The sequence below is a fragment of the Roseibium sp. QJM3NY_11 genome (assembly GCF_056173175.1).
On sequence record NZ_CM149660.1, the window covers coordinates 116,639 to 141,016 of the forward strand.

A 24,378-nucleotide genomic window follows, 5' to 3' on the forward strand; every position below is an offset into this window, starting at 1 on the left:
AATTTGAAGCGGGAACAGGCAAATCGTCTCGCAAAAAGCAACCTTGACGATAGTGGCGCTTGTATTTTTCGAACAAAAGTGGAACAAAAAAAGAATGAACGACGACAGCCAGCCACCTGCCGGAAGAATTCTGCTGGACGACCCGCTCAAGGACGGTCGCCAGTCCGAGACCGCGCTCAAGGTCTGGCGCGGCACGGCACGGCTGCTGCGCCAGTTCGATTTCGCCTGCCTTGCGGAAGTGACCCTGGCCTCCGCCCGCCGCGCGGACCTGCTGGCTCTCGGCCCCAGGCATGAATTGTGGATCGTGGAAGTCAAATCGTCGATCGCGGATTTGCGGGCCGACAGCAAGTGGCCCGAGTACCGCCAGCATTGCGACCGGCTCTATTTCGCGACCCACCCGGATGTGCCCCTGGACATTTTTCCAGAAGCGGCTGGCCTGATCGTCTCGGACGGATTTGGCGCGGAAATCCTGCGCGAGGCGCCGGTCCACAAGCTGTCCGCCGCCACGCGGAAGGCCGTGACCCTCCGTTTCGCCCGCCATGCCGCCTACCGGCTGCACAACCTGGCCGACCCGGACGGGACGCAGTTGTTCGACCGGTTCTAGAAACAGCTTCCAAAACCCGTCGCGGCCGTCCCGGCGCCAATGCCGAAACGGCCGCTGCTGGTCGGCAACAGGCTCAGACGAACAGGTTGACCAGGCTCTCCAGGTGTTCCTGCCTGCCGGATTTCGGCTGCGGTTCCAGGTTTTCGCCGTGAACCCGTTCGGCCAGGGCTTCCAGAGACGAGCCGCCATTCAGGATCGCCGCGTTTTCCGGTTTCTTCCAGCCTGCGTAGCGGTCATCGACAAAGCCCTTCAGGCGCCCGTCCTCGATCACGGCGGCCGCCGCCTTCAGACCGCGTGCGATTGCGTCCGCGGAGCCGACATGTGCCTGGATCAGGTCGGCCGGATCGATGGACTGCCGGCGCAGCTTGGCGTCGAAATTGGTGCCCCCCGTCGTAAAGCCGCCATCCATCAGGATCTCGTAATAGGCCAGTGCCAGTTCGGGTACGTTCATGGCGAAATGATCGGTGTCCCAGCCGCACTGATAGTCGTTCCGGTTCATGTCGACGGAGCCCAGGATGCCGAGCGAGCGGGCCATGTGCAATTCGTGCTCGAAGGAGTGGCCGGCCAGGATGGCGTGGCCCTGCTCGATGTTCATCTTGACCTCGTTCTCGAGACCATAGGCCTTGAGGAAGCCGAAGACGGTGCCGACGTCATAGTCGTACTGGTGCTTGCTGGGCTCCTGCGGCTTCGGTTCGATCAGGATCGTGCCCTTGAAGCCGATCTTGTGCTTGTACTCCACCACCATGTTGAGGAAGCGGCCGAGCTGGTCGAGTTCCTGTCCGATGCTGGTGTTGAGCAGCGTTTCGTAGCCTTCGCGCCCACCCCACAGCACGTAGTTTTCACCGCCGAGCCGATACGTGACGTCCATAGCGTTTTTGACCTGGGCGGCGGCATAGGCGAAGACGTCCGGATCCGGATTGGTGGCGGCGCCGCTCATGAAGCGGCGGTTGGAGAACATGTTGGCGGTGCCCCAGAGCAGCTTCACGCCGGTCGCCGCCATTTTCTTTTCGAAGATGTCCGCAATGGCGTTCACGTTGGCGTTGCTTTCCGCCAGCGTGTTTCCTTCCGGCGCGATGTCGCGGTCGTGAAAGGTGAAGAACGGCATTCCGAGGATCTGGTACATTTCGAAGGCGACGTCCGCCTTCAGCCTGGCCTGTTCCATCGGGTCTCCGCCCGCGGCCATCCAGGAGCGATTGAAGGTCTCGCCGCCGAACGGATCCGAACCCGGCCAGCAGAAGCTGTGCCAGTAGCACACGGCCAGACGCAGGTGGTCTTCCATGCGCTTGCCCAGAACCACCTCGTCCTTGTTGTAGTGGCGGTAGCTCAGCGGATCGCGGCTGTCGGGTCCCGCGTATCGGATCGGCTGCAGATCGCCAAAAAAACCAGTGCTCATCTTCTGTCTCCTCAAAAACCGGCTTGTTTGAGCGCCGGATAAAGTTTGCGCCATTGGCCATAGGCTTCGGCATAGGTTTCCGTCAGGGCCGGTACCGGGTCGATACTGGCCTTGAGCGCCGGCCTGGCGAAGATCGCTTCCGTCGTGCCGAGCGCAGCGGCCTGACCGAGACGGGCAGCCCCGAGCGATGCGCCGAAATCGCCATCGACCGGCACGTCCACCGTGACGTTCAAGAGGCTGGCGATAATCTCCAGCCAGAGCCGTGACCGCGAGCCCCCGCCCACGGCAAGGACCCGGTCGAATTTCGTGCCCGCGATGCTCAAGGCCTGCATGCAGTCCATCAGCGCGAAGGCCACCCCGTCCAGCACCGCGTGGGTCAGCTCCGCTTCGCCGGTTTCATGGGAAATGCCCTGGAAGCCGGCGCGGATATCGACATCGTTATGAGGTGTTCGCTCACCGCCCAGATAAGGCAGGAAAGAGACCGGGGACGGGCCGGAGACCCGGTCGAGCAGGCCGGTCAGATCCGCCGGTGATTTGCGCAAGATTCCGGCGAGCCAGTTCAGACTGTCGGTCGCCGACAGGATGACCCCCATCTGGTGCCATGTGTCCGGCACCGCGTGACAAAAGGCATGAACGGCCCCTTCGACATTGGGCGAGAACCTGTCGTTGGTGACGAACAGAACACCGGATGTTCCAAGCGAGACGAAGGCCGATTCGGGATCGACGGCCCCGACACCACACGCCGAGGCGGCATTGTCTCCGCCGCCACCCGCGACAACAGGCGCCCCGTCGATACCCCAGCGGGCACACAGGTCCGGTTTCAATATGCCGGAAGCCTCAGAGCCTTCCACAAGGCGGGGCATGTTGCGACGGGTCAGTCCCGTCGCCGCCAGAAGGTCGTCGCTCCAGTCCCGCTTCGCGACATCCATCCAGAGCGTGCCCGCGCTGTCGGACATGTCGCCCGCATACTCGCCGGTCAGCCTGAAGCGGACATAATCCTTGGGCAGCAGCACCATGGCCGTCCGGGCGAAAATGTCGGGTTCGTTTTCGCGCACCCATTGCAGCTTCGGCGCCGTGAAGCCGGGCATCACCAGATTGCCGCCCAGCGTCAGGAACTTCGGCTCGGCGGCCTGCAGCTCGGCGCATTGCCGTCCGGACCGGCCGTCGTTCCAGAGGATGCACGGCCGCAGGGGCCTGCCGGCATCGTCCAGCAGGGTGGCACCGTGCATATGTCCCGACAAGCCGATGCCCCTGACCGCGGCCATCGCCTGCGGGGCCCGGCTTTTCAACGCGTCCAGAACCGTTTCACACGCCGTCCACCAGCTGTCCGGATCCTGCTCGGACCAGCCCGGATGAGGGCGTTCCACCGTCAGCTCCGCCGTCGCGGAGGAGATCAGTGCCTGGTCCTCGTCGAGGAGAATGGCTTTGACCGAACTCGTGCCGATATCGAGACCGATGTACATGAGGTGCGTTCCTCAAGAAGAGTAAAAAAGAATGCCGAGGCCCGTTTTCCGAGATTTCGGCACAGGGTCTTGTTCCTGCCGAACAATGCCATCCGGCGTCGCCCGGACAGCCGAAGCTCCGCGGACAGCAGCCCGCGAAGCCATCCGGTTTAGCCGAGCACCGTGTCGTCCACAAGGGCGCCCGGTCCGGGTGTCGCGCCTTCCGGGCATTTGCCCAGAATGATCATGCCGAGCACATCGTCGTCGGTCACATCCGTGGTGCGGGCGGATCCCACAAGCTGGCCGTTCTTCATCACCGCGATCCGGTCGCAGAGCTGGAACACGTCATGAATGTCATGACTGATCAGGAAAATGCCGAGGCCCTGTTTTTTCAGTTCCTGGACGAGTTCGGCCACCATCTGGGTCTCGTGAACCCCGAGCGCCGCCGTCGGCTCGTCCATGATCAGGATCTTGGCGTTGAAGTAGACCGCCCGGGCAATCGCGACCGACTGGCGCTGGCCGCCGGACAGGGCTTTCACGGGTGCGTGGAACTTGCTGAAGTTCGGATTGAGCTTGCCCAGGATCTTGCGGGTTTCCGCTTCCATGGCATCGTCGTCGACAAAGCCGAGCGGCGAGGTCAGTTCCCGTCCGAGGAACAGATTGGACGCCGCATCGAGATTGTCCGCCAGCGCGAGCGTCTGGTAGATGGTCTCGATATTCTGTGCCCGCGCGTCGCGCGGCGAGTGAATGTGCACTTCCTCGCCGTTGATGCGGATCTCGCCGCTATCGGCCCGATAGGCACCGGACAGCATCTTGATCAGCGTCGACTTGCCGGCGCCGTTGTGGCCCAGAAGTCCGACCACTTCGCCGGGGTAGAGATCCACGGAGACCCGGTCGACGGCCTGCACTCCGCCGAAGGAGATGCTCATGTCTTTCAGTTCTACGAGAGGTGTTGCCATCGCTCAGTCTCCCGTGCGCTTGCGGTAGATGATGTCGACCAGAACGGCGAGGACCAGCACGGTGCCGACCACGATGTTCTGGAGCGGCGCGTCCACGCCGACCATGGCCATGCCCGATTGCAGGGACTGCATGATCAGGGCACCCAGGATCGCGCCATAGATCGTACCGATCCCGCCGGCCAGGGCCGTGCCGCCGATGACCGCAGCCGCGATCACCCGAAGTTCGTCGAGGGTGCCGATGTCGTTGGTCGAAAAGCCGAGCCTGGCCGCCGCCACAGCCGCTGCCAGTGCCGCCAGTCCGCCCATGATTGCGAAGACCTTGACGGTCAGGAAACGGGTGTTGATGCCCGATAGTGCCGCCGCATCCGGGTTGCCGCCGGTCGCGAAAATATACCGGCCGAGGCGGGTTCTCTGGGCGACCACCGTCATGACGATGGCCACGACGATCAGGAGGACCACCGAATAGGGAATGCCGTAGCCCATTGTCAGGCCTTCCGGCAGGGTCTCGCCGCTGGCCTCGAAAATGCGCTTCAGCCGTGCCTTTGGAATGTCATAGGCGTTCAGGACCCAGACGAAACCGAGAATGGCACAGGCGGTGATCATCGCCATGGTCGCTTCGGCCCAGGCCGGCTTCACCGGAAACCCGTGGGAGGCCTTGCGGCGGCGCGAGGCGATCTGCAGCCACAATGCGGCCGCGACGGCCAGTACGCCGAAAATCCAGGAGCCGGTTTCGCCCATGGTGCCGCCGATGCCACCGATCTTGGTGAAGGTCTCATCGAGCGGTCCGATCGTCTGACCGGATGTTATGAACCAGGCGACGTTCCGCCAGACCAGCAGGCCGCCGAGCGTGACGATGAACGCCGGAATGGCGAGATAGCCGATCATCCAGCCCTGAAACGCGCCGATGAGGACGCCGACGACGACACCGGCCAGGATGGCCAGGATCCAGTTGGCGGGATGGCCGAGACCTAGGAGTTCGGGCAGGAAATCGGTCTGCACGACCGCCATGACCGCCGCGATGGTGGCAAGAACCGAGCCGACGGACAGATCGATATGGCGGGTGACGATGACGAACACCATTCCTGTCGCCATGATGGCGACGGACACGGTCTGGATCGTCAGGTTGAAGATGTTGCGCGGTGTCAGGAACCGGCCATCCGTGAACACATTGAACACCAGGCACAGAACGACGAACGCTCCGATCATGCCAAGAAACCGGGTGTCGAGCTGCAATGCGGCAAACAAGTTTCGTGCTGTCGGGCTTTTCTGCCCCGACAGTGCGGTGTCGGACATCGAGGTTACTCCTGCTTGGAGACCAGTACGCTTTCGCATCGGGTGGCCCATCCCGGAGAGCGGCTCTTGCGGCCGTCCCTGTTGGAGCGGCCCCGGTTCCATCAACCGGGGCCGTATTCAGTACGCGTTCTAATCAGTTACAGGGAGCCGGACCGTTTTCCACGCCCTGGCACAGGTCTTCCTTGGAGATCCAGCCCGCGTCGACGACGGCGGTCAGGTTGTCCTTGGTGACCGGAAGCGGCGCCAGGAACTTGGCGGTCAGCTCGGAGCCGGACGGAGACGTCCAGACGGCCGCGCCGTCAACACCGGACAACTCGCTGCCACCCGCCAGGGAGACCGCTATTTCACCGGCTGCCTTGCCGAGTTCGCGGGCGTCCTTCCACACGGACACGGTCTGGGTGCCGCGTGCAACGCGGTTCAGAGCGGCGTGGTCGCCGTCCTGGCCGGACACCGGAATGCCGTCCATGCCCTGCGCGGTCAGCGCGGCGACAACACCGCCGGCGGTGCCGTCGTTGGACGCCACGACCGCATCGACCTTGTTGTCGTTGGCCGTCAGGAGCTGTTCCATGTTGCGCTGTGCGTTCGCCGGCAGCCAGCCGTCGGTATAGGCTTCACCGACGATGGTGATGTCACCTGCGTCAAGCGCGGACTGGAGCACTTCCTGCTGACCACCGCGGAGGAAATCCGCGTTCGGGTCGGTCGGCGAGCCCTTGATCATGACGTAATTGCCCTTCGGCGCGGCGGCCAGGACAGCGCGTGCCTGCATGCGGCCGACTTCGACGTTGTCGAAGGTCAGGTAGAATGCGCGCGGATCGTCGATCAGACGGTCGTAGCCGACAACCGGAATGCCTTCATCGGCTGCGGCCTGAACAGCCGGGCCGATGGCCTGCGAGTCCTGGGCCAGAATGATCAAAGCCGTCGCGCCCTGCGCGATCAGCGCTTCAACGTCGGACAGCTGTTTCGCGGACGAGCTCTGCGCATCGGCGGAGATGTACTTCGCACCGGCAGCTTCCAGCGCGCCCTTGATGGCGGCTTCGTCGGTCTTCCAGCGTTCTTCCTGGAAATTGGACCAGCTCACGCCGACGACAATGTCTTCCGCGCTGGCTACGGTTACTGCGGTTGCGGACAGCAGGGCGCCCGCCAGCAAAGTGGTGATTTTACGCATTGCGATGTTTCCTCCAGGTGGCGCAGCTCACGTCGATCGGCCGCACCGAAATATACTTGTATGTTGAAGCGACTTTTGGTGACGCCTTCAGATAGGACAACCTTGTTGCTATTTTTTTTGGGCCCCGAAAAAAAGTTGCAGGAAAGCGCTGCTCCTGTCAACATGGTTTTACAAAACACTGCCCAGCGGGAGCGCGATCTTCCGAAAAAGGGCGGAAACGCCGGGAAAAACCCGGGACTGAGGAAACACCGAGGGAAGAGCTGAGCGAGCATGACACGCAAAGCGGACCGGGATCAGATCCGGCGCCAGAACCGCAGTATTGTTCTACAGGCCCTGCGCCGGAACGGCCCGATGGCACGGATCGACCTCGGGCAGGCAACCCGCCTGAGCCCCGCCACAGTGACGGCGATCACGTCGGACCTTCTGGAGCAGGGACTGATCCTAAATCTGGAAAGCGAAGAGCCCAAGGCACCGCTGGCGCGCGGCCGGCCGCGCGCGCTGCTGAAGCTCAATCCGGAAGCGGTCTATACCGTCGGGGTTCGCCTTGCCGTCAACAGCATCGACCTGTCTCTGGTCGATTTTTCCGGTCAGGTGGTGACGGAAGAGCGCCTGCGGTTCGACACGGCATCCGCAGACGCGTCGAGCTTTCCGGACACGCTGACCGAAGCCATCAGGCTGTTCCTGCAGACAGCCGGCATCGGCCCGGACCGCGTCCGGGAGATCGGCGTCGCCGCCCAGGGGGTTGTCGAAACGGAAACCGGCATGGTCGCCTGGAGCCCGGCCTTTGCCGGCCGCAAGATCCCGATCGTCGGTCCGCTGCACGAGGCATTCGGTGCCGACTGTCATATCTCCAACGATACCAACATGATCACCGAGGCGCTGCACTGGTCGGACCCGAACCGCTACAGCGGCACTTTCGCGGTGATCATGCTCGACTACGGCGTCGGCATGGGTCTTTATCTCGACAACCGGCTTTTTTCCGGCGCCAGCGGCACCGCCGCCGAATTCGGCCACGCCAATCACCTGCCGGACGGCGCGCTGTGCCGGTGCGGCAAGAGAGGCTGCATCGAGGCCTACCTGTCCGATTATGCGCTGGTCCGGGCCGCCTCGCACCTGCCGGAAGACACCGATCCCGTCACTATCAAGGCTGGTGTCGACGGTCTGGCCCGGCTGATCGCGCTGGCCGGATCGGGCGACACGGATGCCTGCAACGCCTTTTACGAGGCCGGCCGGGTCCTGGGCTACGGTCTTGCCCGGATGATCGCGATGATCGACCCGAAGCGGGTCGTGCTGACGGGCGCCGCGATGCGTGCCTTCGCCTTCATGGAAAAAGGCATGTGGGAAGGGCTCGAGGATGCCCTGGTGGCAGACCTGAGGCACAATTTCACCCTCGACGTAATGCCCTGGAACGAGAACCTCATTCGCAGCGGGCTGATCGCCCAGTCCATGGAACGGCTGGACATGGACTTTCTCGGACTGGAGACCGGTTCCCCCGGCTCCCCCGATCGTGAGGCGCCCAGCGACGGTCCGGAGAGCCCGGCATGAGCCCGCGGCGCTTCCTGCCGGGTATCATCTGGCTTGCGGTCGCACTGATGCCGGCCGGACCGGCCGCCGCCGAACCTCCCGTTCTTCCCTGGAGTGAACGCGTCCTTGTCGAGGACGTTGACATCGAGGCTCTGGCAGCCTCCGGAGACGATCCGGTCGCGGTGCTGCAGCCGATCGGCGAGCGGCTTTTCGAGGCCAAGTTCACCTCGCTGGACGGTGCAGGCCGGCCGGATGCGACCGGGGCCATCGTGCCGACAAAGGTGCGCCGCCGCTCCCACCTCGCCTTCCAGCGGCTCGCCGGCATGGATGCCAATGCCTGCGCGTCCTGCCACAATGAACCCGTCATCGGCGGTGCCGGCGCCTTCACGGCCAATGTCTTCGTCTCCGAAGGTTTCGAGAGCGCCGATTTCGACACGATCGATCCGCAGTTTTCCAACGAGCGCAATACCAACGCCCTTCAGGGCGCGGGCCTGATCGAGCTGCTTGCCCGTGAAATGACGGCGGAGCTGAGAATTCAGCGGCAATCGGTCCTGGAAAAGACGCGCTCCAGCGGCCGGCCGGAAGAGATCGCTCTGGAAGCAAAAGGAGTTTCCTTCGGATCGCTGAAGGCCTTTCCGGACGGCACGCTCGACGTGTCCGGCCTGGACGGGATCGACGACGACCTGACCCTGCGCCCGTTCAGCCAGAAGGGGGTCTTCGCCTCCCTGCGCCAGTTCACCGTCAACGCCATGAACGCCCACCACGGCATTCAGCCACAGGAACGGTTCGGCGCGGCCTGGACCGGCACGGACGATTTCGACGGCGACGGCCACGCCGACGAAATGACACCGGGCCAGATCTCCGCGCTGGTCGCGTGGCAGGCCACCCTGCCCGCACCGGGACGGAAACAGGACCTGCCTGAGATCTGGCGGACCGCCGCCGGCCAGGGCGAGGCCCTGTTCGGCGAGATCGGCTGCACCTCCTGCCACATTCCGGCCCTGCCGCTGGGCTCCCTCAAATTTCAGGACCCGGGCCCGTACGACACTGCCGGCACCCTGCGCCAGAGCGATGTCGCCACGCCGCTGGTCTACGATCTCGGCACGCTGGACTGGGTCAAGGCCCTGCCGCGCGACGAACAGGGCCGGGTTCTGGTGCCGCTTTACGGCGATCTGAAGCGCCACAGGATTGCCGACGCGCAGAACGACACCTTCGGCAACGAACTGCTGGCGCAGCGTTTTGTCGCCAGGGATGTCTTCATCACCTCGGAACTGTGGGGCATCGGCAGCACGGCGCCTTATGCCCACCGCGGCGACCTGACCACGCTCAATGAAGTGATCCTGGCCCATGGCGGCGAGGCGACGGAGAGCCGCAAGGCCTATGCGGCACTGCCGGAGACCGACCGCCAGTCCATCGTCGCCTTCCTGCGCAGTCTGGAGATTGCCGAATGAGCCGTGCGGCCTTCAAACTTTCCGTCATGCTGCCGGCACTGCTCGCAGCGTCCCCGGGTCTGGCTCAGGACAGCGTGCCCGAAGCCTCCCTCGCACCGGTGCCTTCCTTTGTGGAGGAAGCGGGGAGCGCGGGCATCGAGCACAGGTATGACGGGGCCTGGGAGTTTTTCGTCGGCGGCGGCGCGGCCATTTTCGACTGCAACGGCGACCGGCGCCCGGACCTGTTCCTGGCCGGCGGCAGGAACCCGGCGCAGCTCTTTCAAAACGGCAGCCCGACGGCTGGACCGCTCACCTTCACGGCGCTGCCGACCGGCATGAACGAACGGCAGGCGGTTCGGGTCCTCGGCGCCTATCCGCTCGACTTCAACAATGACGACGTGCCTGATCTCGCGGTGTTGCGCCTGGGTGAGAACCTGCTGCTCGAGGGCAAGGGGGACTGCCGCTTCGAGGTGGCCAACCGGGCTCTCGGCTTCGATGGCGGGCGTGCCTGGACGACCGCATTCTCGGCCACTTTCGAGCCGGACCTCGACTATCCGACACTGGCCTTCGGCAACTACGTCGACCGCTCCGCGCCCGGTTCGCCCTGGGGCACCTGCCACGACAATTTCCTGTTCCGGCCGGACAAGACGGCGGAGGGCGGCGTCTCCTATCCGGAGCCGACGCGCCTGTCGCCTGGGTTCTGCACGCTGTCGATCCTGTTCACCGACTGGAACCGGTCCGGCGAAGCCGCGCTCCGGGTCTCGAACGACCGGCACTATTACCGCGGCGGCGAGGAACAGCTCTGGGCCGTGCCTGCGGGCCGCCCGCCCAGGCCATACCGCAAGTCCGACGGCTGGCAGCATCTCAAGATCTGGGGCATGGGCATCGCCTCGATCGATCTCGATGTCGACGGCTTTCCCGAATACGCCCTGACCAGCATGGGCGATACCAAGCTGCAGAAGCTGGACGCGGAAACGGACGAGACCGTTCCGGTCTATCAGGACATCGCCTTTGATCTCGGGATTACCGCGCACCGCCCCTACAAGGGCGAGGACCTCAAACCCTCGACCGGCTGGCATTCCGAATTCCAGGACGTTAACAATGACGGCCTGTGGGACCTGTTCATCGCCAAGGGCAATGTCGAGGCGATGCCGGATTTCGCCGCCGTCGATCCGGACAATCTTCTGATCGGCCAGTGGGACGGCCGGTTCACCGAAGCCGGCGGACTTGCCGGCATCGGCCTTGACCGCCGCGGCCGGGGTGCGGGCCTGGCCGATTTCAATTCGGACGGGCTGCTGGATCTGATCGTCGTCAACCGGGCTGCGCCCGTCAGCCTGTTCCGGAACCTCGGGCAGGGAACGGCGGATGCGCCGAAACCGCTCGGCAACTGGCTCGCGGTCGACATCCGCCAGCCGGGCCAGCCCAACCGGCGCGCGGTCGGAGCACGGATCAGCGTCAAGACCGGCAACCACACACGGGTGAAGGACATCCAGATCGGCGCCGGGCATGCCTCCGGCCAGTTGGGGTTCGTCCATTTCGGCCTCGGGGTCGCCGAACGTGCCAACATCCGCATCAAATGGCCGGACGGGGACTGGAGCCACGCCTACCGTGTCTTCGCCAACAGTCACGTGATCATCGAACGCGGCGCGGAAAAGGCCAGGCTCTGGTATCCGCAATAGGCGTGGCCGGGCCGCGTTTCAAAGGGTGACATTGCGGCCGATCTGCCTGAAAATGCCGGGAACATTCAATGCTTTGGAGTTTTCGTGACCATGGCCGGTCCCCACGACAAGACAGTTTTCAATCCGCCTTCCGTGCGTGCGCCCTTCGGGGACTATAACCACGGTCTTCTGGTGCCGGCAGACGCCAGCCTGCTGGTCACGTCAGGCCAGCTTGGCATTCGGCCAGACGACACCATCCCGCCGAACGTCTCGGCACAGGCCGAAATCTGCTTCGAGGCCATCGGCGCCATTCTGGAAGAGGCCGGCATGGGGTTCGAGGACGTCATCCGGATCTCCGGTTTCGTCACCAAACGGGAAGATTTCCCGGCCTATATGGCCGTCCGCGACCGCTACACCGGTGCGCTCAAACCGGTGTCGACCCTGCTCATCGTCGGCGGTTTCACCCGCGCGGAGTTTCTGGTCGAGGTGGAAGTGACAGCCGCGAAGGTTTTTTAACCGGGTGAGACAAGCTTGCGGCTGGTGCAGAAAACTCATCCGGGACAGAGATCCGGCTGCGCAAAACGCGTCCCACCCCGGCCATGCTCACGCAGATCCGGTCCCCGCGTTTCCAGTCACATCAAGTTGGCCGCCCCTCGTGGCCTTCCCCGACTTGATCGGGGATCCAATCTTTTCCAGAGCGGCAGGGCGCGGAGGATGTGTCCATCGCAACAGGCTCCGAAGTGGATTGGATCCCCGCTCGGAGGCGGGGAAGGCCGAACCGGATTCGCTCAGGCACCACGGCCTAACATTTTACCTGGGGTCGCTCTGATGACCGAGACGCAAGCTTCTGGCCAATCAGCGTTTTGCGGTCTTGCTGCGCTGGCGCGTTGAAACAGAACCGCTCTCTCAGAACCGCTCCATCTCCCGCCCGACCTTGTCCAGAAACGCGCCGGTTGTCTGCGGCGTCGCGTTGTTCATGTCGTAATGGGCAAGGTACCTGACGGGGGCGCCGAGTTTGATCTGCGCGCGGACGACCCTTGTGACAATCTTGCGCGGCGGGTCGCCGACCAGGAAGGCCCGCCACCGGCTGCCGCCATAGGTCATGACCGCCGCGAGCTTTTTGATGTGGCGCAGAGTGGGCGTCAGCTTGCCGTCTTCCAGATCAAAGGACACGCCCGGCAGCCAGACCCGGTCGAAATAGCCTTTCAGCATGGCGGGGAAGCCGAAGTTCCACACCGGTGTGCAGATCACCAGACCTTCGGCGGCCTTGAGGCGCTCGCAATAGGCGTCGACCCGTTGCCGGTTTTCCGGAACGTCATGATAGATGTGCCGGTCGTGCGCCGACAGGACCGGGTCGAAGCCTTCCTCGTAGAGATTGCAGCCGTCGACCTCATGGCCCGCCTTTTCAAGGCCTTCACAGGTCCTGTGATACAGCGCCCGGCCGAAGCTTTGCTCCTGCGGATGGGAGTGAACAACCAGTACACGCATGGATTATGCCTCGGCAAAGGCCTGAAGGCCCGGAAACAGGTAATTCTTGCCCGAATTGAAATCGAAATCCGGATTGTCCCAGGCGATCATCTTGCCCGGATTGAGCAGGCCCCTCGGATCGGTCTCCTTCTTGAAGGCGAGCTGCACCTGGTCGGTCTGCTTCATGCCGCCTTCCTCCAGCGTATAGCGGTGCGGATTGAAGATCCGGCAGCCGTTGTCCTCATGAAGGCGGATGATTTCCTCCAGCCGTTCCTCGGTGGTGTAGCGGACCAGCGGCAGGCCGGAGCACTGGACCTGGCCGTCGAAACGCAGGAATTCCAGGTGGCCGAAGATTTCGCCCGGGAACATTTCGGTCATCTTGCGCACCAGCTCCACATGATCCGGACCCGGATACTGGGTCTGAAGATAGGTGAAGGAATTGTCGAACTTGAGCGCCCTGAGCGTGGTGTGGTTCCAGGCCAGCTCATAGGCGTGGGGAATGCCCTTCATGCTCTCGACTTCGTCGGAGCGGAAGCGGATCTCGCCCTTCATCCGCTCGGCCAGGGCCAGCACCGAAGGCATGGAATGCGGTGCCACCATCAGCACGGTGACCGCCTCGCCTTCCTTCAGCCAGGGCTTGTGCCGCGTGAAATAGTCGAACGGAATCGGCGCTGAAATCGGAGCCACTTCCTTCAGCAACAGGCCGTTGCTGCGTGCCAGCCTGTCGGAAAAGACCACTGCATCCATGAAGGTGTCATGGCCGACAATGACGTCGACCCAGTCATAGGCGGTCGTCAGCGGCATCTCGACTTCCGTGATGATGCCGTTGGTGCCATAGGCGTGGCTGACCTTCTGCAGGTCCCAGGCGGACAGCTCGATCACGCGGGGCTCCGCCTCCATCGTGACGATGCGCAAGCGCAGGATGTTGCCGAGATCCCGGAGGCCGCCCCAATGCACGGACCCGACACCGCCGGACCCGCCGGCAATGAACCCGCCGATTGTTGCCGTCTGGGCCGTGGATGGATGAAACCGGAGCTCCTGCCCGGAGTGTTCCTTCGTCTGCCTGTCGAGTTTCGCCAGCACGATGCCCGGTCCGCAGACAACGCGGCCCGGCGCGATTTCCTTGACCGCGTCCATCTTCGACATGTCGAGCACGATGCCTCCGGAGAGCGGCATCGCCTGACCGTAATTGCCGGTGCCCGCACCGCGCGGCGTGACCGGGACGCCATGGGCGAAGGCGGTCCTGAGCACGCGGATCACCTCGCCTTCATCCTTCGGAGAGACCAGAAGATCGCCGGTGACATTGTCGAGCTGGTTCTTCAGGATCGGGGAATACCAGTAGAAATCCCGGCTTTTGGCCTGTACCAGCCGCGGATTGTCTTCCACGGCGATGCCGTCGAGTTCGGCCTTGATCTTCTCGTAGTCGGCCATGATCAGCCTCTCATCAGCGGGTCAAGTTCACAATAATCCGGCAGGCGGCGGTCGATGCCCATGCCATTCCGCATCACGATGCGGTCCGCCTGCGGACGGGACAGAAATTCGCTCCAGCTTCGGGCGTTGAAGATGACCAGATCGGCGGACAGCCCGGCCGCGATGCGCCCGGCCTCCGGCACCTTCAGGATATCGGCCGGCAGCGACGTGACAACCGTGGCCGCGTCATCGAGAGGATGGTCCAGATGCGCGATCCGGACGGCTTCGCGCAGCACTTCCACCATGTCGAGATCGCCGTAGGCATAGAACGGATCACGGGTGTTGTCCGAGGCGACAGCCACCGGCACGCCGGCCGCTTTCAACTCGTGCAGCAGGGTGATGCCGCGCGAGCGCGGCGTGCGCCCCGGCTGACGGTCCTGGAGATACATGTTGCACATCGGCAGCGAGACCACGGAAAGGCCGGCTTCTGCGACCTTGCCGATCGTGGCCTCCGCCGTGCTGTCGTCCTGGCGCGCCAGCGAACAGCAATGGCCGACGGTGACGGCGCCCTCAAACCTGTTGCGCAGCTTGGCCTCGGCGATCGCGCGCAGCGTCAGGACATTCCGATCCTGGGTTTCGTCGACATGGAGATCGAGATCGAGCCCGTTGTCCGATGCTGTCCGGAACAGGACATCCAGCCGCCGGTCGAGATCCGGCATCGGATAGGTGACGCCGCCCAGCAAGGCACCACTCGCGGAAACCACCGAGACCAGGTCGGCGAAATAGGCTTCATCGTCCAGAGCGTCGATCGGGAACAGCGCCACCGCCTGCAGAGCAATCCGGTCTTTCCAGCGCGCGCGCATGTCGCGGAACACCTCGAACGAGATCCGGTGCTGGGGCGCAAGACTGTCGATATGGGTGCGCAGCAGGCCGGTGCCATGGGCATAGGCGCAGCGCAGCGAGAACTCCATGCGCGTCTTGACATCGTCCGCCGTCCAGCTGGCTTCCCGGTCGCTCCGCACCGCCGCCAGCGCCCCTTCGAAATCACCGGTCCGGTTGGGCTCGCGGTCCCAGATATGACCCTTGTCGATATGGGTGTGCATGTCGGCAAAGCAGGGCCAGACCATCTTGTGCCGAAGGTCCGGCCCCTCGATCCCGGCAGGCGCCGTGCCGGCGGCAAGCACCGCCTCGATCCTTCCTTGCGCAACGATGAGATCCGCGCTGCAGAGCCCGTTTGCCGTCGGACCGGAAAATCCGGGCACCACGGCTGCGGGAAGGGTCGCGGCGCGCAGCGCGAACCTGTCGCTTGTGGGAAGGTCCAGCACCATCAGTTCTCCCGCTTCAGGCTGCTTTCGTGCCAGCGATGCAGCGTCCACCAGGAAATGAAGGACGTCATCGCGAAGATCACCACGCCCAGACTGGCCAGGAGGAAGAGCGCGGCGAACAGGCGGGAAATATTGAGACGGAACTGGGATTCAAGAAGACGGAAGGCAAGACCCGAGCCCGCCCCGGCGGATCCGGCGGCGAATTCGGCAACGACAGCGGCGATCAGCGCGAGTCCGCCGCCGATCCTGAGCCCGGTCATGAAATAGGGCAGGGATGCCGGCAGCTTCAGGTAGATCAGCGTCTGCCAGCGCGATGCGCCATAAAGCTCGAACAGGTTGAGAAGATTGTGATCGACGCTTTTCAGGCCCTGGACCATGTTGGACAGGATCGGGAAGAAGGCGACCACGAACGCGCAGATCAGCAGCGCAGACTGGGTCGTCGGCGCATAGATCAGGATGAGCGGCGCGACCGCGATGATCGGCGTGACCTGCAGGATCACCGTGATGGGATAAAGCGCGGTCTCGATCCAGCGCGACTGGACGAGGAGGATCGCCATGCCCCCGCCGCCGATCAGCGCCAGGGCCAGGGAGGCCAGCGTGATTTTTGTCGTCACCCACAAGGCGGGCAGAAGTACGGGCCAGTCGGTCAGCAGCGAATTCAGCACAAGCCCCGGACCCGGCAGGATGTAATGCGGGATCTCGTTGACCGTGACCATGACCTGCCAGAGCCCGATCAGTACACCGATCACACACAGAGGCACGAGAATGGTGAGGACGCGGTCCCGGCGCTTGGCCGCGGCGGCGCTCTCCTTCGTCGGCAGCTTGACGGCTGCCGGGATGCGGGCGCGGACCGGTTCCTGGCCGGTGCCGGCCGCCCCGCCTGCCGGCACGCGATCGGCCGTTTCAGTGGTGGAAGACATCGTCATTGCTCCTCGCCTCCCATGGCTTCGGACAGCATGCCGGAGACCTCTGCGCAAGCCTGACGGTATTCTTCGGAGACGCGGTATTCGGCATCCCTTTCAAGACTCGTGTGCAGCGGAAAATCCGCATGGACACGGCCCGGGCGGGCCTTCATCACCACGATCCGGTTGGCCAGATAGGCCGACTCGTAGACCGAATGGGTCACGAAGATCACCGTGATCCCGGTTGTTTTCCAAAGGTCCAGAACATCGTCGTTCAGTTTCTGGCGGGTAATCTCGTCGAGGGCCGCGAACGGTTCGTCCATCAGCAGCAGCTTGGGTTCCGTCACAAGGGCACGGGCGATGGACACGCGCATTTTCATGCCGCCCGACAGTTCCCGCGGATAGGCCTTGTGAAAATCCTTGAGGCCGACGCTTTCCAGCGCCGCTCCGATGCGGCCGGCCGCCGCCTTCTTCGACATGCCCTTGAGGCGCAGCGGCAGGTAGACGTTGCCGAAGACGGTCTGCCAGGGCATCAGCGTCGGTTCCTGGAACACAAAACCGATGTCGCCATCGGGCAGGCCGCGCGCGTTGATCCTGAAACTCGGCCAGTCGATGGCGCCTTCGGAGATGCCGCCGAGACCGGCGATGATCCTGAGAGCAGTCGACTTGCCGCAGCCGGAGGGGCCCAGCAGGCTGATGAATTCTCCCGGACGGACGGTCATCGACATGCCCGAGAGCGCAACTGTGCCGTTGGAGAAGACCTTTGAAACAGTGTCCATGGCGACAAGCGGACGGGAAGATCTGGGACTGCGGGCCGCCGGTGCGCCGGCGTGTGTGCTGCCCTGTTCGGCTTTGGCCATACTGAACTCTGTATCTGGAGGCGGCCGCCCCGCACGCAAGCGCGGAGCGGATTGTCTGTACGTCAGGGCTATCTTACTTCTTCAGGTCGAGACCGACACCCTTGCAGACGAATTCCGTCGTGTAGGACTTCGAATAATCCAGGGAAGCCTCCACGACACCGATCGACGCCAGCGTGTCGAAAAACTGCTTGAAATGCGCGTCGGTCATGCAGCCGATGCCTTTTTCGAGGGTGTCGCCGGAATCGACGATGCCGTATTCCTTCATCTTTTCCAGCGAATAGGCGAGCTGACCGTCGGTCATTTCCGGGTTGTCCGCCTTGATCAGGTCGTTGGCGGCGGCGTTGTCGCCGTAGAGGTAGTTGTACCAGCCTTCGACGGAGGCATCGACGAACCGCTGCACCAGGTCCGGGTTTTCAGCGACCAGAGCCTTCGACGTGGTGATCATCGTCGAATAGGGGGTCCACCCCGCATCTGCCAGGAGAAACACTTTCGGTGCCCAGCCGGCCTGTTTCTCGATCTCATAGGGTTCGGAAGTCAGGTAGCCCTGCTGCCCCGCCTTGGGATTGATGATGAATGGCGCCGGGTTGTATGTGTAGGGCTTGAACTGGGCGTCGGAGAACCCCTCGAAGTTCTTCTTCATCCATTCGAAGTAGGTGACGTATCCGTCCTTGCCCATGTAGATGGTTTCGAGCTTGGCAAGATCCTCGAACGTGTCGATGCCCTGATCCGGATGCGCGGTCAGGATCTGCGGATCCTTCTGGAACATGCTGGCGACATTGATCAGCGGAATGCCCTGCTTGACGTAGTCGAAGCCCTTCAGGGTTCCGCCCATGTAGAAATCAATCTTGCCCGAGATCAGCAGCGCGTCATTGGCGGCCTGCGGCCCGCCCGGCGCGATCGTGACCTTGAGGCCGTGTTTTTCGTAGGTGCCATCGGCAACGGCCTGATAGAAACCGCCGTGCTCGGCCTGCGCCTGCCAGTTGGTGCCGTAGGTCACCTCGTCCAGGGCGACTGCGTGGGAAGCAGCGGTCCCGGTGAGAAGAACAGCCGCGAGAAGTGTCTTCGCGGATGGGAAAACTGTCATTTGATACCCTCCAGTAAAGCAAATTGCCTTGAAACCGCATATTTTCAGCTTTAGTTGAGCTCTTGTAGTGCGCGTTGAAAAGCATCAAAATTCGCCCGCAGCGATGCCTTTTTGTTATCTCTGCCTTTTCTGGCGTTCAATTATGCCACATGCTCAAAAAGGAGGCACACCTTGGCCCTGCTCCACTCGCGCAAGCTGATCTACCTTGACGAGATTGCACGCGCCGGATCGATCCGCAAAGCGGCAGACCGTCTCAACGTGTCCTCCTCGGCCATCAACCGCCAGGTCCTTGCGCTGGAAGAGGAATTCGGGGTTCCGCTGTTCGAGCGGCTGCCGCGCGGCCTGCGCCTCACCGCAGCGGGAGAGCTTTGCGTGGAACATATCCGCAGCGTCCTGAAAGACTATGCGCGGCTGGAAACCCGGATACGGGCGCTCAAGATGCCGCAGGCGGGGCAGGTGTCGCTGTCGACGACGGTCGGGCTCGCCTCGGGCCCGCTGCCGGAAATCATCTCCAAATTCATCGAGAAGAACCCGCGTGTCCACATCAAGCTGCGCAGCGACGGCGGCACGACGACGGTCAATCCGGTCCTCACCGGCGAGGTCGATATCGGTCTCGGCTTCAACATCGCAACGACGCCCGGTCTGCGCACGCTGGCGACCTTCGACATCCCGATCGGCGCGGTGTTCCCCCCCGACCACAGGCTGGCGCAGAAAACCGGGCCGGTCGACCTGGTCGACGTCGTTCAGGAACGTCTGGTTCTGGCCCAGTCGGGCACCAGCCTGCGCGATGTGATCAATCTCGTGCTGTCGTCCGTCCCGATCCCGGTAGAACCCGTCCTGGAGACGAATTCGTCAGAAACCGTCCGCCAGTTGGTCCGGCGCGGCATCGGCATCAGTCTGCTCAATCCACTCGACGTGATCGCGGAATGCCGGCGGGGCGAGCTTGTGTTCCGCCCGCTGAACGCGGCGCGGGGCCAGCATCAGCCGATGAAGCTGTTCACCCGCGCACGCGCCTCGGCGGATGCGGCGACGAGCCTGTTCATCGAATTCCTGATTCAGGAACTCGTCGCCCAGGTGGAGGAACTGCAGAAAGAGGGCAGCCTGCCGGTTTGACACCTCCTCGCCGGCGGAACGCTTCCGGCACCGGCACTTAGCTTCCCGGACAGTGCTGTGCAGCCGGAGACCAAACCGTTCCTCCGCGCCGTCCCGGACCTGATCCGGGACCTGCCCCAAGGCTTGCCCAGAGACCCCGGCGCAAGGCCGGGGGAGCAAACTTTGGGGCGCAAGGCCGGGGAAGCAAACTTTGGGGCGCAAGGCCGGGGGAGCAAACTTTGGGGCGCAAGGCCGGGGAAGCAAACTTTGGGGCGCAAGGCCGGGGAAGCAAACTTCAGGGGCGCAAGGCCGGGGAAACCAAATGCCGGGGGAGCGGAGAGGCGACGGCGCTGGACCGAGCCGGGTGCGCGCGAGAAAGATCAGTCCGGACGGTACAGATCGGTCAGCGGGTAATTGGCGAAATCGCGCAGCATTTCCAGAAAGCGACCCGCCTGATACGCGCTGATCACCGCCCCCTTCTCCGCCGTGCCCTTCGACGCATCGCCGGCCACACCGGCCGGATTGAGGTCGTGGGCGATCCAGGCCAGGGCGTGCGGAGGGGTCGGCTGAATGTAGTTCGACCGTTTCAGCATGTCCTCGGCCTTGGACACGAAGTTTTCCGCCTTGTCCATCCGCACCAGTTCCGGGCGGAAATGGAGCATCAGCAACGTCTCGACCTCGCCGCCGTGAATGCCGAATTTGGATTCGTGAGCAGAGATGAGACCGTCCGGATGGCCGAATCGTCCCCAATGGGTCACCAGGACCGCCATGTCGAACCGGACGCGCAGTTCCCGGGAGACAATGCTGATGATGTCCGTGTTGCCGCCGTGCGAATTGACGATCACCATCTTGCGGATGCCCGCCTCGAAGACTTTCTGACCGATGGCGGTCCACATCGGAATCAGCAGCTCGGCACCGAAGGACAGAGTGCCCGGTCCGTATTTGTGCTCGTTCGCCTTGCCGATTTCCTGGACGGGCAGCACCAGAATGTCGAGGTCGTCCGGAAGCTGCCTGCGCGTTTCAGCCAGCATGCCGTCCGCAATGGCCACGTCGGTCGCGATCGGCAGGTGGGGCCCATGCTGTTCCGTCGAAGCGGTCGGCAGGATGGCAATGACACGCTCCGGATCGAGCCCGGCAAAATCCGCAGCATTCAGTTCGTTCCAGAAAAATTGCTTTGTCATCTGTTGCGCCCCATTCGTCATCCCGCGATCCGGTCTTGATGGCGTAGGCAAGTCAGCGGCACATGAAAAGCATCATTATGTCCGCAGGCCGATGCCTTTTTGTGTGCGGGCGAAAGCACGCGTCAATGGCCGCAACATCCTTCACCAGCGGAATTACCGCGTTATCCGGCGGCTCGGGACCCGCGGCAGGGGCGCCCCCTGCTGCTGGCGGGCGCGCTCCTGCCCCGGCCCGAAATTCCGGTCTTCGCCCGGCAGGCACGGCGGAACTTATCCCCATTCCTCCACAGCAGCGGATGCCTTGACCCGGTCTTTACAGGCGCGGGAGGGCAGCGGTCACAATTATTCCATAGATGTGTTGCGGGATAGACCACGGGGCAGAGGACGCGACCCGAGGCATATGGGCCCGGGTACCATGAAGATGGGTGACTGACATGTTTTTGGCTTTCTTCGCCGGAGCCGTGATGTATGGCGCCGTCACGCTTGTCTATCTGATCGTGTCCTCGACCAGGGTCCGGGCCGGCCGGCCCGGCAACCCTTTGCGGCTGATGGGGGATCTGGTCGCCGCGGTCTTCTGGCCGGCCACGCTTGTGGTGCTGAGCCTGTCCGCAATGCGCCCGAACCGCACGCATTTCCGGCGTTTGGCCTGATCCAGAGCCGGATTCCGCGCCATGGCGCTAATTTCATCAATTGCATGTTTTTCGATTAAGATGCTGTTTTATCGGCATCTTTATTTATGACCATTTTTCTCAAGTTTATAATCATTCCAAAAAAAATTTGACTAACTGTTCAAATTTTCTTCCAATGACGGTGTGAGCTTCCTCGACCAACGAAGGCGGCCGCGCCAGAAAACGATCGCCAACCTTCCGGAGATCTCCATGACCCAGACCAAAGCCGGCCCCGATATTGCCGCCGGGCGCTTGCCTGAGGACGCATACGCTGACAATTTCAGCGACCTGCACCCGTTGCTGGAACCGCATGAGGCACGGGTCGAAGCCGACCGCTGCTACTTTTGCTACGATGCGCCCTGCATGCAGGCCTGCCCGACCAGCATCGACATTCCGCAATTCATCCGCCAGATCTCGACCGGCAACGCGACCGGGTCGGCGAAGACGATCTTCGAACAGAACATCCTCGGGGGCATGTGCGCCCGCGTCTGTCCGACGGAGACCCTGTGCGAACAGGTCTGCGTGCGCGAAGTGGCGGAAGGCAAGCCGGTGAAGATCGGTGAACTCCAGCGCTACGCCACCGATCACTACATGGCCGGAAACGACACCACGCCGTTCACCCGCGCCGCGCCGACGGGCAGGAAGATCGCCGTTGTCGGCGCCGGTCCGGCCGGGCTTTCCTGTGCCCACCGCCTGGCGGTTCACGGCCACGATGTCACGTTGTTCGATGCCAGGGACAAGGCCGGCGGCCTCAATGAATTCGGCATCGCGTCCTACAAGTCGGTCGACGATTTCGCCGCCCGGGAAGCCGACTTCATCCTCTCCATCGGCGGCATCGAGCTGAAAACCGGGATGCGCCTGGGCGACACGCTTGATCTGGCCGGCCTGCGCGCCGAATACGACGCGGTCTTCCTCGGCATCGGCCTGGGCGGGGTCAACGCGCTCGGCATCGACGGCGAGGACATGAGCGGCGCGCTCGATGCAGTCGACTACATCTCCGACCTGCGTCAGGCAACCGATCTCTCCCGGCTGCCTGTCGGCCGCCGTGTCGTCGTGATCGGCGGCGGCATGACCGCTGTCGATATCGCGGTTCAGACAAGGCTGCTCGGCGCGGAGGATGTGACCATCGCCTACCGCCGCGGCCAGGACCGCATGAACGCCTCGGAATATGAGCAGCATCTGGCCCAGACCAATGGTGTCAGGATCGTGACCTGGGCGCAGCCGAAGGCGCTGGTCAGCGCGAATGGCGCGGTCACCGCGGTCGAGCTGGAACGAACCGAGGACCGGAGCGGCATGCTTGCCGGGACGGGAGAAACCATCACGCTGCCCGCGGACATGGTGTTCAAGGCCGTCGGCCAGACGCTGGTGCAGACAGATCTCGGCGGGGCGCTGGACCTGGAAAAGGGCCGCATCGTGGTCGATGCCGACCGCAGGACCAGCCTTTCGGATGTGTGGGCCGGTGGCGATTGCGTGTCCGGCGGCGAAGACCTGACGGTCGCCGCCGTCGAGGACGGAAAGATTGCCGCCGAAAGCATCAACGCCGCCCTGAGCGCCTGATACCACCGGGCGTTCGGCGCCCCGTATTTTGAGGGAGAGTTCCCATGGCTGACTTGCGTACTGATTTCATCGGCATCAAATCGCCGAACCCGTTCTGGCTGGCCTCCGCGCCGCCGACCGACAAGGAATACAATGTCGTCCGCGCCTTCAAGGCCGGCTGGGGCGGCGTCGTCTGGAAGACGCTGGGCGAGGACCCGGCGGTCGTCAATGTCAACGGACCGCGCTACGGCGCCATCCACGGCAAGGACCGGGAACTGATCGGCCTCAACAACATCGAGCTGATCACGGACCGGCCGCTTGAAGTGAACCTGCGCGAGATCAAGCAGGTCAAGCGGGACTGGCCGGACCGGGCACTCGTCGTCTCGCTGATGGTCCCGTGCGAGGAACAGAGCTGGATCGACATCCTGCGCAAGGTCGAGGACACCGGCGCGGACGGGGTCGAGCTCAATTTCGGCTGCCCGCACGGCATGAGCGAACGCGGCATGGGCTCCGCGGTCGGACAGGTGCCCGAATACATCGAGATGGTCACACGCTGGGTCAAACAGCATTCGCGCATGCCCTGCATCGTCAAGCTGACCCCGAACATCACGGATGTCCGCAAGCCTGCCCAGGCCGCCCGCGCCGGCGGGGCGGACGCGGTCTCGCTGATCAACACGATCAATTCGATCGTCGGCGTCGATCTCGACATGATGGCTCCGGCGCCCACGGTCGACGGCAAGGGCGCCCATGGCGGCTATTGCGGTCCGGCCGTCAAGCCGATCGCGCTCAACATGGTGGCTGAAATCGCGCGTGACCCGGCGACCCACGGCCTGCCGATCTCCGGCATCGGCGGCGTCACGACGTGGCGCGACGCCGCGGAATTCATGGCGCTCGGCTCCGGCACCGTCCAGGTCTGCACGGCGGCCATGACCTACGGCTTCAAGGTCGTTCAGGACATGATCGACGGTCTCAGCGACTGGATGGACGAGAAGAACTACACCTCGGTCGACCAGTTCGTCGGCTCCGCCGTGCCCAATGTGACCGACTGGCAGTATCTCAACCTCAACTACATCGCCAAGGCGAAGATCGATCAGGATCTGTGTATCCAGTGCGGCCGCTGTCATATTGCCTGCGAGGACACGTCCCACCAGGCGATCACCAGCATGGTCGACGGCGCCCGCAAGTTCGAGGTGATCGACGAGGAATGCGTCGGCTGCAATCTCTGCGTCAACGTCTGCCCCGTGGAGAATTGCATCACCCTGGACCCCATGGCCGCCGGCAGCATAGATCCGCGCACGAAGAAGCCGGTCGAGAAAGACTACGCCAACTGGACTTCCCATCCGAACAATCCGATGGCCGTAAGGCAAGCCGCCGAATAGGCGGTCAATCGG

The 24,378-nt window shown here is 63.4% G+C and carries 21 protein-coding genes; 9 read left to right on the forward strand and 12 right to left on the reverse strand.

What is annotated here, in order from left to right:
- Positions 1 to 94: 94 nt before the first annotated feature.
- Complete coding sequence (locus AC0VX3_RS00500; RefSeq protein WP_475523089.1) at positions 95 to 604, forward strand: MmcB family DNA repair protein; 510 nt, start codon at positions 95 to 97, stop codon at positions 602 to 604.
- Between the two features lie 73 nt (positions 605 to 677).
- Here AC0VX3_RS00500 and xylA read toward each other — a convergent pair whose 3' ends face one another.
- The 5 genes from xylA to xylF all read right to left on the reverse strand — a co-directional run bounded on the left by xylA (position 678) and on the right by xylF (position 6,856).
- Positions 678 to 1,997, reverse strand: coding sequence for a xylose isomerase (gene xylA / locus AC0VX3_RS00505; RefSeq protein WP_475523090.1), 1,320 nt, complete (start codon positions 1,995 to 1,997; stop codon positions 678 to 680).
- A gap of 11 nt (positions 1,998 to 2,008) precedes the next feature.
- On the reverse strand, positions 2,009 to 3,460 hold the full coding sequence (gene xylB / locus AC0VX3_RS00510) for a xylulokinase (RefSeq protein WP_475523091.1): 1,452 nt from the start codon (positions 3,458 to 3,460) through the stop codon (positions 2,009 to 2,011).
- A 149-nt stretch (positions 3,461 to 3,609) separates the two neighbouring features.
- On the reverse strand, positions 3,610 to 4,398 hold the full coding sequence (locus AC0VX3_RS00515; RefSeq protein WP_342891800.1) for an ATP-binding cassette domain-containing protein: 789 nt from the start codon (positions 4,396 to 4,398) through the stop codon (positions 3,610 to 3,612).
- Between the two features lie 3 nt (positions 4,399 to 4,401).
- Positions 4,402 to 5,691 carry a sugar ABC transporter permease gene (locus AC0VX3_RS00520; protein ID WP_475523092.1) on the reverse strand — a complete coding sequence of 430 codons (1,290 nt, stop codon included), beginning with the start codon at positions 5,689 to 5,691 and terminating at the stop codon, positions 4,402 to 4,404.
- A 133-nt stretch (positions 5,692 to 5,824) separates the two neighbouring features.
- A complete protein-coding gene (gene xylF / locus AC0VX3_RS00525; RefSeq protein ID WP_342891802.1) occupies positions 5,825 to 6,856 on the reverse strand; it encodes a D-xylose ABC transporter substrate-binding protein in 1,032 nt (343 codons plus the stop codon).
- Between the two features lie 270 nt (positions 6,857 to 7,126).
- On the opposite strand from xylF, the gene AC0VX3_RS00530 reads away from it, so the two are divergent.
- The 4 genes from AC0VX3_RS00530 (at position 7,127) to AC0VX3_RS00545 (ending at position 11,981) form a co-directional block, all read left to right on the forward strand.
- Positions 7,127 to 8,401 (forward strand): ROK family protein, encoded by a 1,275-nt coding sequence (locus AC0VX3_RS00530; protein ID WP_475523093.1) that lies wholly within the window; start codon positions 7,127 to 7,129, stop codon positions 8,399 to 8,401.
- Positions 8,398 to 9,828, forward strand: coding sequence for a di-heme oxidoredictase family protein (locus tag AC0VX3_RS00535; RefSeq protein ID WP_475523094.1), 1,431 nt, complete (start codon positions 8,398 to 8,400; stop codon positions 9,826 to 9,828). The genes AC0VX3_RS00530 and AC0VX3_RS00535 overlap by 4 nt, the downstream gene beginning before the upstream one ends.
- Complete coding sequence (locus AC0VX3_RS00540) at positions 9,825 to 11,486, forward strand: CRTAC1 family protein (protein ID WP_475523095.1); 1,662 nt, start codon at positions 9,825 to 9,827, stop codon at positions 11,484 to 11,486. Before AC0VX3_RS00535 ends, AC0VX3_RS00540 begins: the two co-directional genes overlap by 4 nt.
- Before the next feature lie 90 nt (positions 11,487 to 11,576).
- Positions 11,577 to 11,981, forward strand: a complete 405-nt coding sequence (locus AC0VX3_RS00545; protein WP_475525257.1) for a RidA family protein — start codon at positions 11,577 to 11,579, stop codon at positions 11,979 to 11,981.
- A 390-nt stretch (positions 11,982 to 12,371) separates the two neighbouring features.
- Here AC0VX3_RS00545 and AC0VX3_RS00550 read toward each other — a convergent pair whose 3' ends face one another.
- The 6 genes from AC0VX3_RS00550 to AC0VX3_RS00575 form a co-directional block, all read right to left on the reverse strand.
- Positions 12,372 to 12,953 carry an NAD(P)H-dependent oxidoreductase gene (locus tag AC0VX3_RS00550; RefSeq protein WP_475523096.1) on the reverse strand — a complete coding sequence of 194 codons (582 nt, stop codon included), beginning with the start codon at positions 12,951 to 12,953 and terminating at the stop codon, positions 12,372 to 12,374.
- A 3-nt stretch (positions 12,954 to 12,956) separates the two neighbouring features.
- Positions 12,957 to 14,363, reverse strand: coding sequence for an FAD-binding oxidoreductase (locus tag AC0VX3_RS00555; RefSeq protein WP_475523097.1), 1,407 nt, complete (start codon positions 14,361 to 14,363; stop codon positions 12,957 to 12,959).
- Between the two features lie 2 nt (positions 14,364 to 14,365).
- Positions 14,366 to 15,670 carry a cytosine deaminase gene (locus tag AC0VX3_RS00560; RefSeq protein WP_475523098.1) on the reverse strand — a complete coding sequence of 435 codons (1,305 nt, stop codon included), beginning with the start codon at positions 15,668 to 15,670 and terminating at the stop codon, positions 14,366 to 14,368.
- A complete protein-coding gene (locus tag AC0VX3_RS00565) occupies positions 15,670 to 16,587 on the reverse strand; it encodes an ABC transporter permease (protein ID WP_475523099.1) in 918 nt (305 codons plus the stop codon). Before AC0VX3_RS00565 ends, AC0VX3_RS00560 begins: the two co-directional genes overlap by 1 nt.
- A gap of 2 nt (positions 16,588 to 16,589) precedes the next feature.
- Positions 16,590 to 17,348 carry an ABC transporter ATP-binding protein gene (locus tag AC0VX3_RS00570; RefSeq protein WP_475525258.1) on the reverse strand — a complete coding sequence of 253 codons (759 nt, stop codon included), beginning with the start codon at positions 17,346 to 17,348 and terminating at the stop codon, positions 16,590 to 16,592.
- A gap of 154 nt (positions 17,349 to 17,502) precedes the next feature.
- Positions 17,503 to 18,513 (reverse strand): ABC transporter substrate-binding protein, encoded by a 1,011-nt coding sequence (locus AC0VX3_RS00575; RefSeq protein ID WP_475523100.1) that lies wholly within the window; start codon positions 18,511 to 18,513, stop codon positions 17,503 to 17,505.
- A gap of 177 nt (positions 18,514 to 18,690) precedes the next feature.
- On the opposite strand from AC0VX3_RS00575, the gene AC0VX3_RS00580 reads away from it, so the two are divergent.
- Positions 18,691 to 19,626 (forward strand): LysR family transcriptional regulator, encoded by a 936-nt coding sequence (locus tag AC0VX3_RS00580; protein WP_475525259.1) that lies wholly within the window; start codon positions 18,691 to 18,693, stop codon positions 19,624 to 19,626.
- A gap of 359 nt (positions 19,627 to 19,985) precedes the next feature.
- Here AC0VX3_RS00580 and AC0VX3_RS00585 read toward each other — a convergent pair whose 3' ends face one another.
- Complete coding sequence (locus AC0VX3_RS00585) at positions 19,986 to 20,786, reverse strand: creatininase family protein (protein WP_475523101.1); 801 nt, start codon at positions 20,784 to 20,786, stop codon at positions 19,986 to 19,988.
- 431 nt (positions 20,787 to 21,217) lie between these two features.
- Between AC0VX3_RS00585 and AC0VX3_RS00590 the strand changes: the two genes are divergently transcribed.
- The 3 genes from AC0VX3_RS00590 (at position 21,218) to preA (ending at position 24,366) form a co-directional block, all read left to right on the forward strand.
- Positions 21,218 to 21,433: a hypothetical protein gene (locus AC0VX3_RS00590; RefSeq protein WP_475523102.1), complete on the forward strand. Its 216-nt coding sequence runs from the start codon at positions 21,218 to 21,220 to the stop codon at positions 21,431 to 21,433.
- A 228-nt stretch (positions 21,434 to 21,661) separates the two neighbouring features.
- Positions 21,662 to 23,008 (forward strand): NAD(P)-dependent oxidoreductase, encoded by a 1,347-nt coding sequence (locus tag AC0VX3_RS00595; protein WP_475523103.1) that lies wholly within the window; start codon positions 21,662 to 21,664, stop codon positions 23,006 to 23,008.
- 44 nt (positions 23,009 to 23,052) lie between these two features.
- Entirely contained in the window at positions 23,053 to 24,366 is a 1,314-nt protein-coding gene (gene preA, locus AC0VX3_RS00600; RefSeq protein ID WP_475523104.1) for an NAD-dependent dihydropyrimidine dehydrogenase subunit PreA, read from the forward strand.
- The last annotated feature ends 12 nt before the right edge of the window (positions 24,367 to 24,378 follow it).